Raw genomic sequence first — 15,881 nt, forward strand, 5'->3', positions numbered from 1 at the left:
GAAATGATAATCAATCATTAACATTTTCCATATGCGTATATCCCCTCATGTCTTTGGAAACGATAAATAGTAACTTTAAGACACGAGGTGATTTGTAATGGATAAAAAGAAACGTGATAAAGCAAAAAACACATTATCTAGTACACAAGAAGTTCTCTATCAACGCGAATTTCAAAAAGCAGATCGTGCAGCAGGATATCGCTCGAAAAGCATTTAAAGTGAAAATGAATAATTAGAAGTTTCCCCCCTAATTATTCATTTTCATTACATAATTTTCTCGACTGATAGAAGTAAGCAAAAAGGCCCCTTATACATAAGGGTCTTTTTGCTGTGGACAACTTTATCCACAAAATCAATGGAATTGTTAGTAATTTTCAAAAACACTTAATATTTTTCTATATTAAAGCATATATCAGCTGTTTTAATTGTGGATATTTTTCTAAAAATTGTGGACAATGTGGATATAGTTGTTAATATTCCGACTTTACTGTTTAATGAAAACGCAATCCTTTTGTGGATAAGTAGCTAAATTTTCTTTGAAAATAATAAAGAACCCTCTTTACATATACAAAGAGGGTTTCATATTAAGTAAAAGATTGTGCAAGAGCAGGTGATTTAATAGGTATATGACGCGGTTCTGCATGATTTTCTGACAAAATTGCATCTACAATATGGCCAGCTGGCTCTGGAAGATAGATGCTTTTCATTGCTTCTTTCATTTGAAGAAGCTTCACATCATCTTGTAATAATGCCTCTGTTTTTGCAAAAACCTCACTATCATCGCGAATGACAACTGCTGCTCCTTTTTTTTCAAAGTACATCGCATTTTCATTTTCTTGTCCTGGAACAGGCTTATATAAAATGACAGGTACTTGCAACGCTGCTGCTTCACTTAATGTTATTCCGCCTGGTTTCGTAATCATACACGAAGTAACTCGGAATAATTCATCAATATTTTCAACATACCCAAACACTTTTAATGCATCGGAATTTTGCTTCTGTAAGCTTAATAAATCATGTTTTAAAGCTTCATTTTTTCCACAAACGACAACTACTTGTAAATTAGGCACTGACATAAATGATTGGCATAGTTCTTTTACATTTCCTAATACCCCATGAGCACCTGCTACAATTAGTAAAATCTTTTTATTCTTACATAACTGATATTTATTATATATGATGTCTGAATTTACCTTTAACTCAAAACTACTCCGAATTGGAATTCCTGTTTCAACAATTTGTTCCGCAGGTACACCGATATCAACCATCAATTCTTTCACGTGATCCGTTGCAACAAAATAACGATCTACTTCTCGATGAATCCATATTTTGTGCACGCAAAAATCCGTTAATACGTTATAGACAGGAATTGAAATCCCCGTTTGTTTTTTCAATTCTGGTACAGCAATAATTGGAAATGTATTAATTACAATATCTGGTTTCTCCACCTGTAACAGTGTTTTCAAACGTTTTCTTCCAAAGTTCGCATACCAAGATGCTATTTTCTTATCATAAATTTTTTCTACCCCGTAATAAAACAAACGATATAATTCTTTTCCTATTGTATAACTTTTTAAATATAGATATTTTGTAATGTCAGTTATAAATGGATGTGATTCTCCAAACAAGTCGCATACAATAACATCTTCAATTCCTTTTTGGCGAAATGTTTGTTCTAATGTTTTTGCTACTTGCACATGACCATTACCGTAATGTGCAGTTAATATTAAAACCTTGGGGTTTTTTATCAAACAAATCCACTCCTAGCTTTTTGTTTCTCCATATTGCATATACGACAATAGGAAAAACATTTTCCTTAAAAATTACATAAACAGATTCTAATAATTCCCTTTTCAGCTATGTACCTGTCGTGGATATGCAAAGCATATAAGATTGACCCCTTAATCCTATCTGTGCTCATATCTTTACATTATACTTTCCTATAAGAGCTTTCGCAATAACTTACAAATGTTCTCTATTCCATGATACTCACTCTTTTACTTCTTAATTCTTTTTACTATTTTGATTTCCCTTTACAATTATGTAAATTTATCCACTTATTCCGTACAAAATTATGGATATTCTACTTTCAGTATACTCTTTTATCAATATATACTCTAGATTTTATTGTAAAGAAAGCAAAAAGCCTAATCCAATATTTGGATTAGACCGCTTGTAAAATATGTTTAGCATGTTCTACATTTTTCTCAGTAGGTGGTTCTACATTTGCGAGTGGGTACTTGTGTCCAAGCGCCTCCCATTTATATACACCAAGCTTATGATATGGTAACACTTCAACTTTTTGAACATTAGACAGACTTTGAATAAAGCTAGATAGTTTTTGTAGATCCTCTTCATTATCCGTAACACCGGGAACTAATACGTGTCGTACCCAAATCGGTTTATTCTTATCCGATAAATAACGAGCAAATTGTAAAATATGTTCATTTGGTTTCCCTGTTAATTTACGATGCTTTTTGGAATCAATATGTTTCAAATCCAATAAAACTAAATCTGTATAATCCATTAAAATATCTAGCTTATTTTGGAATTCTGGTTCCTCCGAATAACAACCACCAGAAGAGTCGATTGTTGTATGGATACCAGCCTCTTTACACTTTTTAAACAACTCAATTAAAAAGTCTAGCTGTAATAATGGTTCTCCACCACTAACTGTTATACCGCCTCCGGAGGCTTCAATAAATGGAAGGTAACATGTCACATCCTGCATCACTTCTTCAACTGTTATTTCTTTACCTTTACCGATTTCCCACGTATCCGCATTATGACAATATTGACAACGTAATAAACACCCTTGTGTAAATATGACATAACGAATCCCTGGGCCATCAACAGTACCACAAGACTCTACAGAATGTATTCTTCCTTTTACCATGTTACTTCCTCCTTTATTGAAACAGCCTCCCTTCGCTATGTATTAAAAGCGAAGGGATACTTTTTTCATTTACATGCTTTCATGCATTGTACGGTTAATTACATCAATTTGTTGTTCACGAGTTAATTTAATAAAGTTTACAGCGTAACCAGATACGCGAATTGTTAATTGTGGATATTTCTCAGGATGTTCCATTGCATCCATTAATGTTTCACGATTAAATACGTTAATATTTAAGTGATGGCCTTCTTTTATTGCATAGCCATCAAGCATAGATACTAAGTTACGTACTTGTACATCATCTTCTTTACCAAGTGCTTTTGGAATAATAGAGAATGTATTAGAAATACCATCTTGTGCATCTTCATATGGTAATTTAGCTACAGATAATAATGAAGCTAATGCACCTTTTGTATCACGTCCATGCATTGGATTTGCACCTGGTGCAAATGGTTCTCCAGTACGGCGTCCATCTGGAGTGTTACCAGTTTTCTTACCGTATACAACGTTAGATGTAATAGTTAAAATTGACATTGTATGAACGGAATTACGATATGTTTTATGTTTACGAAGTTTATTCATAAATGTTTTCACGAGATTTACAGCGATCTCATCTACACGATCATCATTGTTACCGTATTTAGGGAAGTCCCCTTCAATTTCGAAGTCGACTGCAATACCATTTTCATCACGGATTGGTTTTACTTGTGCGTATTTAATTGCACTTAATGAGTCTGCTACTACAGATAGACCCGCGATACCTGTTGCCATTGTACGAAGAACATTTGTATCATGAAGTGCCATTTCAATACGTTCATAGCTATATTTATCATGCATGTAATGGATAACATTTAATGTGTTTAAATATAGACCCGCTAACCATTCCATTGTCATATCAAACTTATGCATAACTTCTTCGTAATTTAGTACTTCAGAAGTAATTGGTGCGTACTCAGGACCAACTTGTGCTTTTGATTTTTCATCTTTACCACCGTTAATCGCATATAATAATGCTTTCGCTAAGTTTGCACGAGCTCCGAAGAACTGCATTTGCTTACCGATTCTCATTGCAGATACACAACAAGCAATTCCGTAATCATCGCCGTAATCAGCACGCATAATGTCATCATTTTCATATTGAATTGCTGATGTTTTGATGGACATTTTCGCACAGTAGTTTTTAAAGTTCTCTGGTAATTGTTTAGACCAAAGAACTGTTAAATTCGGTTCTGGAGCTGGTCCTAAATTATCTAATGTATGCAAGAAACGGAATGAGTTCTTTGTTACTAATGGACGACCATCTAATGCCATACCACCGATAGATTCAGTTACCCAAGTTGGGTCACCAGAGAATAATTCATTATAATCAGGTGTTCTTGCGAATTTCACAAGACGTAATTTCATAATGAAGTGATCTACAATTTCTTGTACTTCTTCTTCTGTTAAAGTACCATTTGCTAAATCTCTTTCAATGTAAATATCTAAGAATGTAGAAGTACGTCCAAGACTCATTGCAGCTCCGTTTTGCTCTTTAATCGCTGCAAGATATGCGAAGTATAACCACTGGAATGCTTCTTGTGCATTTGTTGCTGGTTTAGAAATATCGAAACCATGAGAAGCAGCCATTTGTTTTAGTTCTTGAAGTGCACGCATTTGCTCAGATAACTCTTCGCGTAAACGCATTGTATCTTCGCTCATTACACCACCAGTTAAATTCAAATCAGCTTTTTTCGCTTCAATTAAATGATCAATACCATATAATGCTACTCGGCGATAGTCACCGATAATGCGTCCACGACCGTATGCATCTGGAAGACCAGTAATAACACCTGATTTACGTGCATTTCTCATTTCTGGTGTATAAGCATCAAATACACCTTGGTTATGAGTCTTTCTCCAATCTCTAAAAATACGACTAAGTTCTTTGTCCATTTCGTATCCATAAGATTCACAAGCTTGTTCTGCCATACGAATACCACCATATGGTTGTAAAGAACGTTTAAATGGTTTATCAGTCTGGAAACCGACTACTTTTTCAATATCTTTATTTAAGTACCCTGGGTCATGTGATGTAATAGAAGAAACAATTTTTGTATCCATATCAAGAACGCCACCGTTTTCACGTTCTTTTGTTGTTAAATCCATTACTTGATCCCAAAGTTGTTTCGTTGCTTCAGTTGCTTCTGCTAAGAAAGATTCGTCTCCTTCGAAAACGTTTACATTATTTAAAATGAAATCGCGAACATCAATCTCTGCTTTCCATTTTTCACCTTTAAAGTTTTCCCATGCGTTTTTAACATTTTCTAATACTTGAGTCATCCTAATCTCCTCCATTTTTGATTAGTACAGGACTAAGATTTTTTATATAACAGCTTACACACTTAGAATACTACTTTTTTACGAAAGTGAACGAAATAGTTGTGACATGTTTGTGAAACATTGAGCAAACCACTATATATATAGTGTTAACTTCATTTAAAAGTCTTTAAAATTAACCCTTCCCTTAATTGTATTTTTTTTGTATCCTTATATACGAGTCCTATTTTGTAATATAAGAACAATACCCATTGTAGAGCTGTAATACTCTTATCTCCTAATCTGTTATAGTTTTTATAACAGAACAAAAAAGTGTACACATGTTGTACACTTTTTTTGTTACTTCTATAAAACATCTCTTTTTCTATTGCCATCATAGAATCCGCCACGATTGTCTGTTAATGTAATTATTTGCTCTAGTCCTTCTATATGATCACCTATAATTCGAAGTACAGCTGGAGGATGACCTATTTTTGCGAAATGTTCACTGGGACGAATACGGTTCATCTTATCAACCTCAACACGACATACACATGCAATTTCAAATCCAGAAAGAAGAGCCTTCACTTGTGCCACACAAGGTGACAATAAAGATTTATATCCAATTGCTTTCAAACACTTGTGGCTAAATGCATTAGGCACCGCAATAAGTGAGCCTACCCCTAAATCCTTTCTATCACAAGCTAAATTTAGTGCATACTTAAATGCAGTTACAAGATGAAGTGGTACTCTTAAATCTAAATAATGATTTAAATCATTTAATGCGACGTCCTTTCCATCTGCTATAGCTTTTGCAAAAGGATATAGCTCACTAGCTGGAATAACAAAATCACCATCTATAAATAACACAATTTCTCCTTTTGCAAAATAAGTTCCAAGTGAACGTCCTACATCGTTTCCAAGGGCTTCTTTATATACAATGGTTGTTGCGCCTTTGTCTTTTGCAATCGTTGCTGTTTTATCTGACGAACCATTTACGACAACGATGATTTCAAAAGGTTCAATTTTACGAAGCTCTTCTATAACGTTTCCAATTGTTTTCTCTTCATTTTGTACAGGAATAACAACTGATAGTTGCTTTCCTTTATACAAATTGGATGTCACGCCCCATCCTTGATAAAAATCTTCGAAATTTAAAGTATGATAGACACTATCCCTTTTCCTATTTCCATCATAATATCCCCCGCGTATATCACTGCTTACTATTCGTTCTGCAACTGCTTCTATATGATCACCTATCATTCGTCTTTCAGATTGAGAAAGGTTCGTGCCATATGCAGCATGTTCAATCGGTCGAAATTTATTCGGCGTAATAACATCAATAGCAAAATGACGGCTAATTCTCCATTTACTTTGTGCTATACGTAAATGAGCTACAATAGGATTAACTAAACATTCATATCCAATACTTTGGATGACTTCTTTCGTCAACGCATGAGGTACAGATAATAAAGAATCTATTTTTAATTCTTCACGCTCTAACATTGCATTTAATATTTGACGCCACACTGTAACGGAATGGGGTTTTTGTTTCTTTAAAAACAATGCATCCAAATTATTTAAAACGATGTCAGTCTGATCATGTAAAATTGGATTAAGAAACAATTGTAATTTGGAAGTTGGAATAGCAAAGTCCCCATCTATAAATAGTAATACATCACCTATCGCATGTTTTGCGCCGACTGCACGCCCAACATCATTTCCTAATAGTTCTTTATGCCTGATTATTTTACATCCTAGCCGATCAGCAACCTCTTCTGTACCATCATTACAACCATTTGCTATTACAATAATCTCTACTGGATTTAACGGTTTTACCGATTGAATAACGTCTGAAATCGTAGCTACTTCATTACTTACAGGAATAATAACTGATAGCGACTTAGCCATTGTTTTCTTCACGAAACCATTTAATAGTTTCTTTCAATCCTTGTTCCCACGTTACTGTCGCTTGAAATTGAACAAGTTCTCTTAACTTCGTTACGTTCGGCCTTCTATTCGGAATTTCTTCAAAGCCATGTGGATATACTTCCTCAAAAGGAACTTGTACAATTTTCGAAGAAGATTTCGTTAGTTTTTTAATTGTTTCTGCTACTTCTTTTATACTCTGTTCGTTCTCAGAACCTATATTAATAATCTCACCATTTACCTTCTCATCCATTGCCCGAATTGTTGCTTCTACCGCATCACTCACATACGTAAAGCAACGTGTCTGCTTTCCATCTCCATATACGAGAATGTCTTCTCCTTGCAAAGCTGCACGGATAAATCGCGGGATTACCCCTGCATATGGACCATCTTTCGCTCTTGGACCATAAATATTAAAATAACGAACAATCGTTACAGGTAACCCTTCTAATGCGTATCCTAAACATAATGTTTCTTCTAACGTTTTACAAACTGCATAACTCCAACGAATTTTAGAAGTTGCCCCATACAATCGATCTCCTTCTTCAGAGAAAGGCGGTTTGCCTTTACCATACACTTCTGAAGTAGATGCAAAAACTACTTTCTTCTTTCCTTTTAATGCTGCTTGTAAAATATTTCTAGTTCCGTCAAAATTCGTTTCAATGAGCTCTATACTTTTTTCCATTGTCGTTTTAACACCTAAAATTGCTGCTAAATGAAACACTACATCATGTTGGTTTACTAATTCATAAATAGAATTTTTATCTAAAACACTTATTGGAATAACCCGAATCTCTCTCATTAGCTCATTATGATACTTATTTTTCCCTTTATAGAAGTTATCCACAATTGTGACTTCATAATCCCTTCTCACCAACTCTTCAGCTAAATGAGATCCAATAAATCCGGCCCCACCTGTAATTAAACATTTCTTACTCATACACTCACCTTCTTTATAATTCCCCGTGTATCTATTACTCGGTTCATTCCTTTAAAAAGCTTCCAATCGATATTAGAGTGGTCAGTTAAAATTAAAATACAACCTGCCTCTTTAACTGTTTGTTCATCCAAAGCAACAGATTGATACACCTTATCTCCAATTTCCGCGGAAGAAATATATGAATCATGGTATTTTATCTCGTATCCTTCTTTTATTAGTAATTGAATAATTGGCAAAGCCGGTGATTCTCTCAAATCATTTACATCTTTCTTATATGCGATTCCTACAATTAAAACTAGTCCGGGTGATTGCACCATGCCCTTTACTTTCCGGACTATTTTCTCTGGCATTTCTTCATTAATTACATGTGCCGCCTCAATTAATTGACTAATTGCCCCATTCTTTTTTATTCTCCATTGAAAATATAAGGGGTCTACGGGAATACAGTGCCCCCCTATCCCTGGTCCTGGCCAATACGGAGTAAATCCAAAAGGTTTTGTAGATGCCGCTTCAATGGCCTCATAAAAATCAATCCCTAAACTTTCACATAATGTGTTTAACTCATTTACTAAAGAGATGTTAACTAAGCGCTGAATATTTTCAAATAGCTTACACATCTCTGCTACTTTCGGCGAACTAACAGGTACAACTACGTCAAAAATGGTACTATATAAATCCTGTACTTTTTGTTTACACTTTTCTGTTTGTCCACTAATAACTTTTGGAATAGATTGAACTGAATATTGACTATTTGCTGGATCAATTCTCTCAGGGGAATATCCGATATAGAAATCTTCTCCTACCTTTTGGCCAGCTTGAGAAATAATAGGAATAATAACTTCCTCAAGTGTGCCTGGATATGTGGAACTTTCAAAAATGAAGGTTTGTCCTTTTTGGAGATTTTGTTGTATATAATGCGAAGCTGAAATGAGGGCACTTAAATCTGGTTCTCTTCGTTCATTAATTGGAGTTGGAACAGTAACAATAACATAATCACTATTTTGGAAATCAGTAATACCTTTATCTGGTGTATTTACTATTAATTTATTTTTAGTCAATAAACTTTGCAACACTTTAGAAGAAACATCTGGAATATAACTTTCTCCTTTTATAATCGATTCTATTTTTCTAGTATCTTTATCTAATCCAAGTACGGTATGTCCTCTTTCTGCAAAATGGACTGCTAAAGGAAGACCAACATACCCTAATCCAATAATAGCTACTTTACTACTAGCATTCATCTGTATTCTTTTCTTCCTTTCTCAATTGTTGAATAGTGTCTCTATCGCGATCTCCATCTGTAAAACTCCCACGTTCGTCTGTATATTGCAATAGATAAGCAATCGCCTCAAGTTGATCACCGAAAATACGGTCAAATGCCGGAATACGCCCATTTACAAATCCATGTTGCTCCGGGCGTATCCGATTGGTTTTTATAACATCTACAAATTCTACTGCTGTAATAGAAAAAACCTCCAAAATAGCTTTCATTTGAGCTAATGGCGGAATAACAAGCGAGTCATATCCTATTTTCTCTATTACCCTTTTATGCATAGCATGTGGTACTGCCGTTAATGAGTTATTCCATAAATCCGGTCTTTTCGCTACTAAATTCATAAAATATTTCCCCATACTAATTGGATCTGCAGGATGAAACATATCTAATAAGCATTGTAAATCATTTAAAACCACGTCACTTCCATCTTCAACAGCTTGCAAAAATGGAGTGAGTTTTTTTGCTGGAATAACAAAATCACCATCAACGAATAAATAAATATCGGCTGTGGCATGCATAGCTCCTATCGCTCGAGCTACATTATGTCCGAGTGCTTCCTCGAATTCAATAACGATAACATTCTCTAACTTTGCCTGTTTAACAGTCTCAAAATCTGCTCCATTCGCGACAACAATAATTTCATCTACCCCTGCTTTTTTCACTTCTTGTATAACAGATCTTATCGTCATTTTTTCTTCTGACACTGGTATAATCGCACTATATTTCGCTTTTTCCTTCTTTAATACAACTGGTTTATAGTTCCCTATAAACTCCCTATCCCTGTTTCCCTCCGAAAAACCGCCGCGTTTACCATATGTTTCGATTACATATTGCAAAGCACGTAAATGATCACCCATAATACGGCTAGTCGCTTTCGGATAAGGAGAACCAGGTGATGTTCCTGTATGCACAGGACGAACCTTATTTGTGTGAATTACATCGACCGAAGCCGTATCAACAATATCTACTCCTCTAGACATCGCTATCGCTTGAAATAGTGCTGGATCTGCTAAATTCCACCACCCAAGTTTCTCGATAACTTCCCTGCTCATCGCATGTGGAATTGCGATTAAAGATCCAACAACAAGCTCTTTTTTATTCAAATAGCGATTCAACATGAACTTTCCAACTGTCGTATAATGTGGTCTCATCTTTAAATAAACCGACCATGTTAAATTATTCACAACAATTTGATGCCCTTGTCGAATTCCTTTCACGAAACGTTGTAACTCTTTACTATCAATAACAATATCACCATCTAAAAACAAAACAATTTCACCTTTTGCTTCTCTAGCCCCAATAGCCCGTCCAACATCATTGCCAAGAGAATGTTTATAATAAATCACGTGACAATGATGTTGTAACGCTATGTCTTTCGTTCCATCTGTGGAGCCATTATCTACTACAATAATTTCGTAAGGCTTGAGCTTCTCCACTTCTACTAAAACTTGTGATAAAGTACTCGCTTCATTGTGCGCTGGAATAACAACTGATACTCTCATACTTGTATCACACTTACCCTTCCAAGCGAACATAAGCAATAATAGGAGTACGCACGATTACATCTTCCGGTGGTCCATAAGAAGGAGAAGTACGAACACTTACTGCCCCATCCGTCACAGATAACAGAATGCCTGCAACAATTTCTACAGCTGTAACAACTTGCACTAACTCACCAACATGGTTACGCAATTCATCAGTAAATAACATATATAAGTCTCCTTTCTTACGCTTCTTTTATTGATATAATACTTGTAAATGGTAATAAAACTTCCGTCCCTATTCCTTCTTGTAGTGTTAAGAAATCATCACCAACCGCTACAATCACACCTGTTAATTGTCCAACTGTCACCGTAATTTCAACGTTTTTACCTAAATACTGCTTTGCAATTTCTTTAAAAGGTGATGTATTGCATTCTTTTAAAATGTTACAAATAATAGATTGAAATTGGCTTGATTTTATAAATTCTTCCGTAGCTTGCCTAGAGTTTCTTTGAATAAACCTTGCAAAGTTTTGCGAAAATAAAAGTCGTTCCACAGCAGGCAATAATTTATCATCTAAAAAATAGCCTAATTGTCTATTAAACACTCTTGATAATTTATGCCAATATTTTCTGAACAGACACATACACTTCTCCTCCTATTATTTTTAGATTATAAAATTTTACATCCATACATCTTAATGTATACAAAATAGATATTTTTGTGATAGGTAAGGCATACATTTTCTAAAAGAAATATTTGTTTCAGGGCAAAAAAAAAAACTATCCAAAAGGATAGTTTCTTACACTTCAATATTTCGCAACATCGTATAAATGTCATTATTCACTTTACCAAATGATTTAATGTTGTTTTGAATGTTAGATAATAAAACAACATACACACTACCGTTTTTACTAAATCCATTTAAACAATTCCAACCTGGCATTACACCGTGATTCGAATAGCTTCCTGGGTCTACGTACCAGCCAAATCCGTAATCTTTTTTCACGGCTGTAAACATTTGATCGTAACTCGCTTTTGAAATTAACTTTCCAGAGTATAACGCTTCGTTAAATAAATATAAATCATGTGCACTCGTATATATATCACCACAACCATATAGTTGTGACATGCTCGGAATATTAGGTGTTGTCATATTATTATTTACTATTTTATAACCCGTTGATGGGAATCTTGTTTGTTCTAACGCTGTGCCAAAACCAGAATGTTTCATACCAGCAGTAGCAAAAATATGTTGTTTAATATATTCTTCAAGCGACTGTCCACTTACCTTCTCGGCAATGTATGCAAGTATAGAGTAGTTCGAATCGGAATACTTCCACTTCTCTCCTGGACCACCAATACGCTTTTGATTTCCTATTCGCTTTATCAGTTCTTCATGAGAAATATCTTCTTTTCCTTGCTCATATTCTGGAATCCCTGATGTATGTGTTAATAGATGTTTTAGCTGAATACTATTACCTTGTGGAAAATCTGGAATATACTTCGCAACAGTATCTTCAACTTGTAATTTATTTTGATCTTTCAATTGCATAATAGCAGTTGCTACAAACGCCTTTGAAATAGAGCCAATATAAAAAGTCGTCTCTGAATTATTCGGTACTTGCTGCTCTTTATTTGCCATACCGTACCCTTTATTCAGAAGAACTTTTCCGTTCTTCACAATAACAGCTGTCCCGCTAAATCCTGCGTTTTGTAAATACTGGTCCAATTGAGCGTTTTCATTAATTTCTTGAGGTGGTCCTTCAGCAGGCTGTTCCGCAGCTTGCGCTTGCTTCACTTGTTCTTCCTGCTCTTTTTGTTTTTGCTTCTGTACGTCTTGTTTCTTTTTTTCTTCTTTCTTTTTTAGCTCTTCTTGTTTCTTCATTTCTGCTGCCGCTTTTAAAGTTTCTTCTTTCTTATTATGCGCAACAATTTTTGTATACATGAAATATACAAGTGATAATAGTAAGACGAGAATGATTGTCCTTTTTATGTATACAATCGGCCGATGTGCTTTCCCATTCGCATTATTTTGTTCCTGATCCATAATTGCTTTTTTCCCCTTACTCACCAATAATTTAATTCCTCTACTAAAGATTTATTTTAGTAGATTATGGATAATCCATTCTATATCATCCCTACTTTATCACGCACTGCACATATTACCAACCCATATGTACAAAAAAGAAAAAGAAAATTTACAAAAGTAAGATTCCCGTTAAATTGTTAACAAAAAAGAGGATGTCCTCTAAAAAATTGATGTTATCAATCTTTTGGGACATCCTCTTATCTCATTATTTATACGTGTTTTTTCATATCATCGGCAACAGATTCAACATTTGTACCTACGATAACTTGTACACTTGTATTACTTAATTTCATAACACCTTTTGCACCAGCACGTTTTAATGCTGCTTCATTTACTTGACCAGCATCTTTTACTTGTAAGCGTAGACGTGTTGCACAGTTATCAATAACTGTTAAGTTTTCTTTTCCGCCTAAAGCTGCTACGTAAGTTTCACCAATTGAACCTGCAACTGGTGCATCACCATCTTCAACTAACTCATCGTCATCTTCACGACCAGGAGTTTTTAAATCGAACTTCTTAATTAAGAAGTAGAATATTATGAAATAAATTGCTGCGTAAATTAAACCGATACCTGCTAGTAAGACTGGTTTTGTTGCAATACCAAAGTTTAAAGCGTAATCGATTGCACCGGCACTAAATGAGAAACCATCATGAATGCCAAGTGATGTTGTAATGAATAAAGAAAGACCTGTTAGTACAGCATGAATACCATATAATACTGGTGATAAGAACATGAATGAGAATTCAATAGGCTCTGTAATACCAGTTAAGAATGAAGTTAATGCTAGACCAGCTAACATACCAGTAACTGCTTTACGCTTTTCTGGTTTAGCAGCTGCAATCATTGCGAAACATGCTGCTGGTAAACCGAACATCATAACTGGGAAGAAACCAGTCATAAACATACCTGCTGTTTTGTCACCTGCAAGGAAACGAGCAATATCACCATTAACAACATTACCTGCTGCATTTGTAAAGTCCCCAAATACAAACCAGAAGTATGTGTTCATTACGTGGTGTAAACCAATTGGGATTAATAAACGGTTTAATAAACCAAATAATCCTGAACCAATTGCACCTAAATTAACAATTCCATGAGCTAATGCATCAATACCATTTTGAATTGTTGGCCAAATTTGTGCAAATAGAATTCCTAATATCAACATCACAACTGATGTAACAATTGGAACGAAACGTTTTCCAGCAAAGAAACCTAACCATTCTGGAAGTTTAATCTTATGGAACTTATTATAAAGAAGTCCGGCTATAACACCAACAATAATACCACCTAAGACTTTCATATCTACTTTAGTCGATAATTCAGCAGCCTTAGATACTTGTGTCATTGTATCCGCAAGCTTAGATGGATCTACATTTGCGCTATTACCTATTAAATCTTGAACTTTACCTAATTTACCTTGTAATTCAGCAGTTGAATACCCTTTGCTAAGTGCATCAATACTATTTTTCATAACAAGATAACCAATTGCACCTGCAAGACCTGCTGCACCACTACCATCCACTGAAAGACCGATTGCAATACCAATTGCAAAAATAAGTGCTAAGTTATCAAAAACTGCTGCGCCGGCCTGTGCCATAACAGGAATATCAAATACATCTGGTTGCCCTAAACGAAGCAATAATCCTGCTGCTGGTAGTACTGCGATCGGAAGCATTAAAGCTTTACCAATACGTTGTAAAAACTGCAACATTTTAATTCCCCCTAATCTAATTTATGAAATCGTTATCATTATAAGTACGCTTTAGAAAACGCTTTCTATTACATAACCATAATAACATATAGTTGTATAGATGTGTAGTTTTTATTTCCGAACTTTTTATGGATAAATCTCCTATTTCCAAACTGTTATATAAAAGGAAAATTCTCCTTTTCAAAATACAGAATACTCGAAATGAAAGACCTATTATAGCACATTGAACTTTCGTTTTATCATTCCACTTTTTCATGTTATTATTTATTTCCGAGCATATCGGGAAAAGTAAACTTAGTTAATTCAAAATAGGAGCGTTGGTACTATGCAGTGCATTGAAACAAACAACTTACAACAGTTGTTAGAACAAGTAAAACCATATACGAAAAAAGGAAAACTTGCTACTTATATCCCCGAACTAGGAAATGCAAATCCAGACGATTTAGGGATTGCCATTTTCCATAAAGAAACAGAATATATCCATGCAGGCAACTCACAAACACTATTTACTCTTCAAAGTATTTCCAAAGTAATTACACTTGCCCTTGCCCTTTTAGACCGTGGCGAAGAATATGTATTTTCTAAAGTTGGAATGGAACCAACGGGTGACCCATTTAATTCTATTATTAAGTTAGAAACGACAAGTCCGTCCAAACCCCTTAATCCAATGATAAATGCAGGAGCATTAGCTATTACAAGCATGTTAGCAGGAAAAGATAACGAGGAAAAAATGGAACGTATTCTTCATTTTGTACGTGAAATAACAGATAATCCTACTATTAATTATTCCTCTAAAGTTGCCGATTCAGAATTAGAGACAGCTTATCTAAACCGTTCACTTTGTTATTATATGAAACAAAACGGAATTATCGATTGTGATATTGAAGAACTTATGGATTTATATACTCGTCAATGTGCAGTTGAAGTAAACTGCATCGATTTAGCACGTATCGGCTTAATTTTTGCAATGGATGGATATGATCCATATAAAAAGAAACAAATCATCCCTAAACATATTACAAAAATTTGCAAAACATTTATGGTCACATGTGGTATGTATAACGAATCTGGTGAATTTGCAATTCGTGTTGGTATCCCTGCAAAAAGTGGTGTAGCCGGTGGTATTTTCGGTTGCGTAAAAGGAGACATGGGAATCGGTATTTTCGGACCAGCTTTAGATGCAAACGGAAATAGCATTGCTGGTTTTAAAATTCTTGAACTTCTTTCTGCTCAAGAAGGCTGGAGTATTTTTTAATCGC

Annotated in this window: 14 protein-coding genes and 1 pseudogene; 2 read left to right on the plus strand and 13 right to left on the minus strand. The window is 34.8% G+C overall.

Features of this window, described 5'->3' with window-relative positions:
* The first annotated feature begins 97 nt into the window (after positions 1–97).
* The gene (locus ACO6VI_RS12645; RefSeq protein WP_000358482.1) at positions 98–217 is read left to right on the plus strand and encodes a YfhE family protein; all 120 of its coding nucleotides are present in this window, start codon (positions 98–100) and stop codon (positions 215–217) included.
* A 367-nt stretch (positions 218–584) separates the two neighbouring features.
* Here ACO6VI_RS12645 and ACO6VI_RS12650 read toward each other — a convergent pair whose 3' ends face one another.
* The 13 genes and pseudogenes from ACO6VI_RS12650 to ACO6VI_RS12710 form a co-directional block, all read right to left on the minus strand.
* On the minus strand, positions 585–1,751 hold the full coding sequence (locus ACO6VI_RS12650) for a diglucosyl diacylglycerol synthase (RefSeq protein ID WP_161520376.1): 1,167 nt from the start codon (positions 1,749–1,751) through the stop codon (positions 585–587).
* 413 nt (positions 1,752–2,164) lie between these two features.
* Positions 2,165–2,896 (minus strand): pyruvate formate-lyase-activating protein, encoded by a 732-nt coding sequence (pflA, locus tag ACO6VI_RS12655; RefSeq protein ID WP_000238466.1) that lies wholly within the window; start codon positions 2,894–2,896, stop codon positions 2,165–2,167.
* Positions 2,897–2,965: 69 nt separating this feature from the next.
* On the minus strand, positions 2,966–5,215 hold the full coding sequence (gene pflB / locus ACO6VI_RS12660) for a formate C-acetyltransferase (protein ID WP_161520377.1): 2,250 nt from the start codon (positions 5,213–5,215) through the stop codon (positions 2,966–2,968).
* A 152-nt stretch (positions 5,216–5,367) separates the two neighbouring features.
* A complete protein-coding gene (locus ACO6VI_RS12665) occupies positions 5,368–5,589 on the minus strand; it encodes a hypothetical protein (protein WP_161520378.1) in 222 nt (73 codons plus the stop codon).
* Complete coding sequence (locus ACO6VI_RS12670) at positions 5,558–7,102, minus strand: glycosyltransferase family 2 protein (protein WP_161520379.1); 1,545 nt, start codon at positions 7,100–7,102, stop codon at positions 5,558–5,560. The genes ACO6VI_RS12665 and ACO6VI_RS12670 overlap by 32 nt, the downstream gene beginning before the upstream one ends.
* On the minus strand, positions 7,095–8,060 hold the full coding sequence (locus ACO6VI_RS12675) for an NAD-dependent epimerase/dehydratase family protein (protein ID WP_089170370.1): 966 nt from the start codon (positions 8,058–8,060) through the stop codon (positions 7,095–7,097). Before ACO6VI_RS12675 ends, ACO6VI_RS12670 begins: the two co-directional genes overlap by 8 nt.
* Complete coding sequence (locus tag ACO6VI_RS12680; RefSeq protein WP_161520380.1) at positions 8,057–9,301, minus strand: nucleotide sugar dehydrogenase; 1,245 nt, start codon at positions 9,299–9,301, stop codon at positions 8,057–8,059. The genes ACO6VI_RS12675 and ACO6VI_RS12680 overlap by 4 nt, the downstream gene beginning before the upstream one ends.
* Entirely contained in the window at positions 9,291–10,838 is a 1,548-nt protein-coding gene (locus ACO6VI_RS12685) for a glycosyltransferase family 2 protein (RefSeq protein ID WP_237655433.1), read from the minus strand. Before ACO6VI_RS12685 ends, ACO6VI_RS12680 begins: the two co-directional genes overlap by 11 nt.
* A 13-nt stretch (positions 10,839–10,851) precedes the next feature.
* The gene (locus tag ACO6VI_RS12690) at positions 10,852–11,046 is read right to left on the minus strand and encodes a hypothetical protein (protein WP_000899471.1); all 195 of its coding nucleotides are present in this window, start codon (positions 11,044–11,046) and stop codon (positions 10,852–10,854) included.
* A 16-nt stretch (positions 11,047–11,062) separates the two neighbouring features.
* Complete coding sequence (locus ACO6VI_RS12695) at positions 11,063–11,464, minus strand: hypothetical protein (protein ID WP_000335546.1); 402 nt, start codon at positions 11,462–11,464, stop codon at positions 11,063–11,065.
* Between the two features lie 156 nt (positions 11,465–11,620).
* The gene (locus ACO6VI_RS12700; protein ID WP_000371895.1) at positions 11,621–12,868 is read right to left on the minus strand and encodes a serine hydrolase domain-containing protein; all 1,248 of its coding nucleotides are present in this window, start codon (positions 12,866–12,868) and stop codon (positions 11,621–11,623) included.
* Positions 12,869–13,119: 251 nt separating this feature from the next.
* Positions 13,120–14,622 carry an N-acetylglucosamine-specific PTS transporter subunit IIBC gene (gene nagE / locus ACO6VI_RS12705; protein WP_065481913.1) on the minus strand — a complete coding sequence of 501 codons (1,503 nt, stop codon included), beginning with the start codon at positions 14,620–14,622 and terminating at the stop codon, positions 13,120–13,122.
* Positions 14,623–14,763: 141 nt separating this feature from the next.
* A pseudogene (locus tag ACO6VI_RS12710) lies at positions 14,764–14,878 on the minus strand (transcriptional regulator).
* A gap of 69 nt (positions 14,879–14,947) precedes the next feature.
* On the opposite strand from ACO6VI_RS12710, the gene glsA reads away from it, so the two are divergent.
* Complete coding sequence (gene glsA, locus ACO6VI_RS12715) at positions 14,948–15,877, plus strand: glutaminase A (protein ID WP_001149850.1); 930 nt, start codon at positions 14,948–14,950, stop codon at positions 15,875–15,877.
* Positions 15,878–15,881 lie beyond the last annotated feature (4 nt).

The organism is Bacillus sp. PSXD-155 (assembly GCF_049310765.1).
GTDB lineage: Bacteria > Bacillota > Bacilli > Bacillales > Bacillaceae_G > Bacillus_A > Bacillus_A cereus.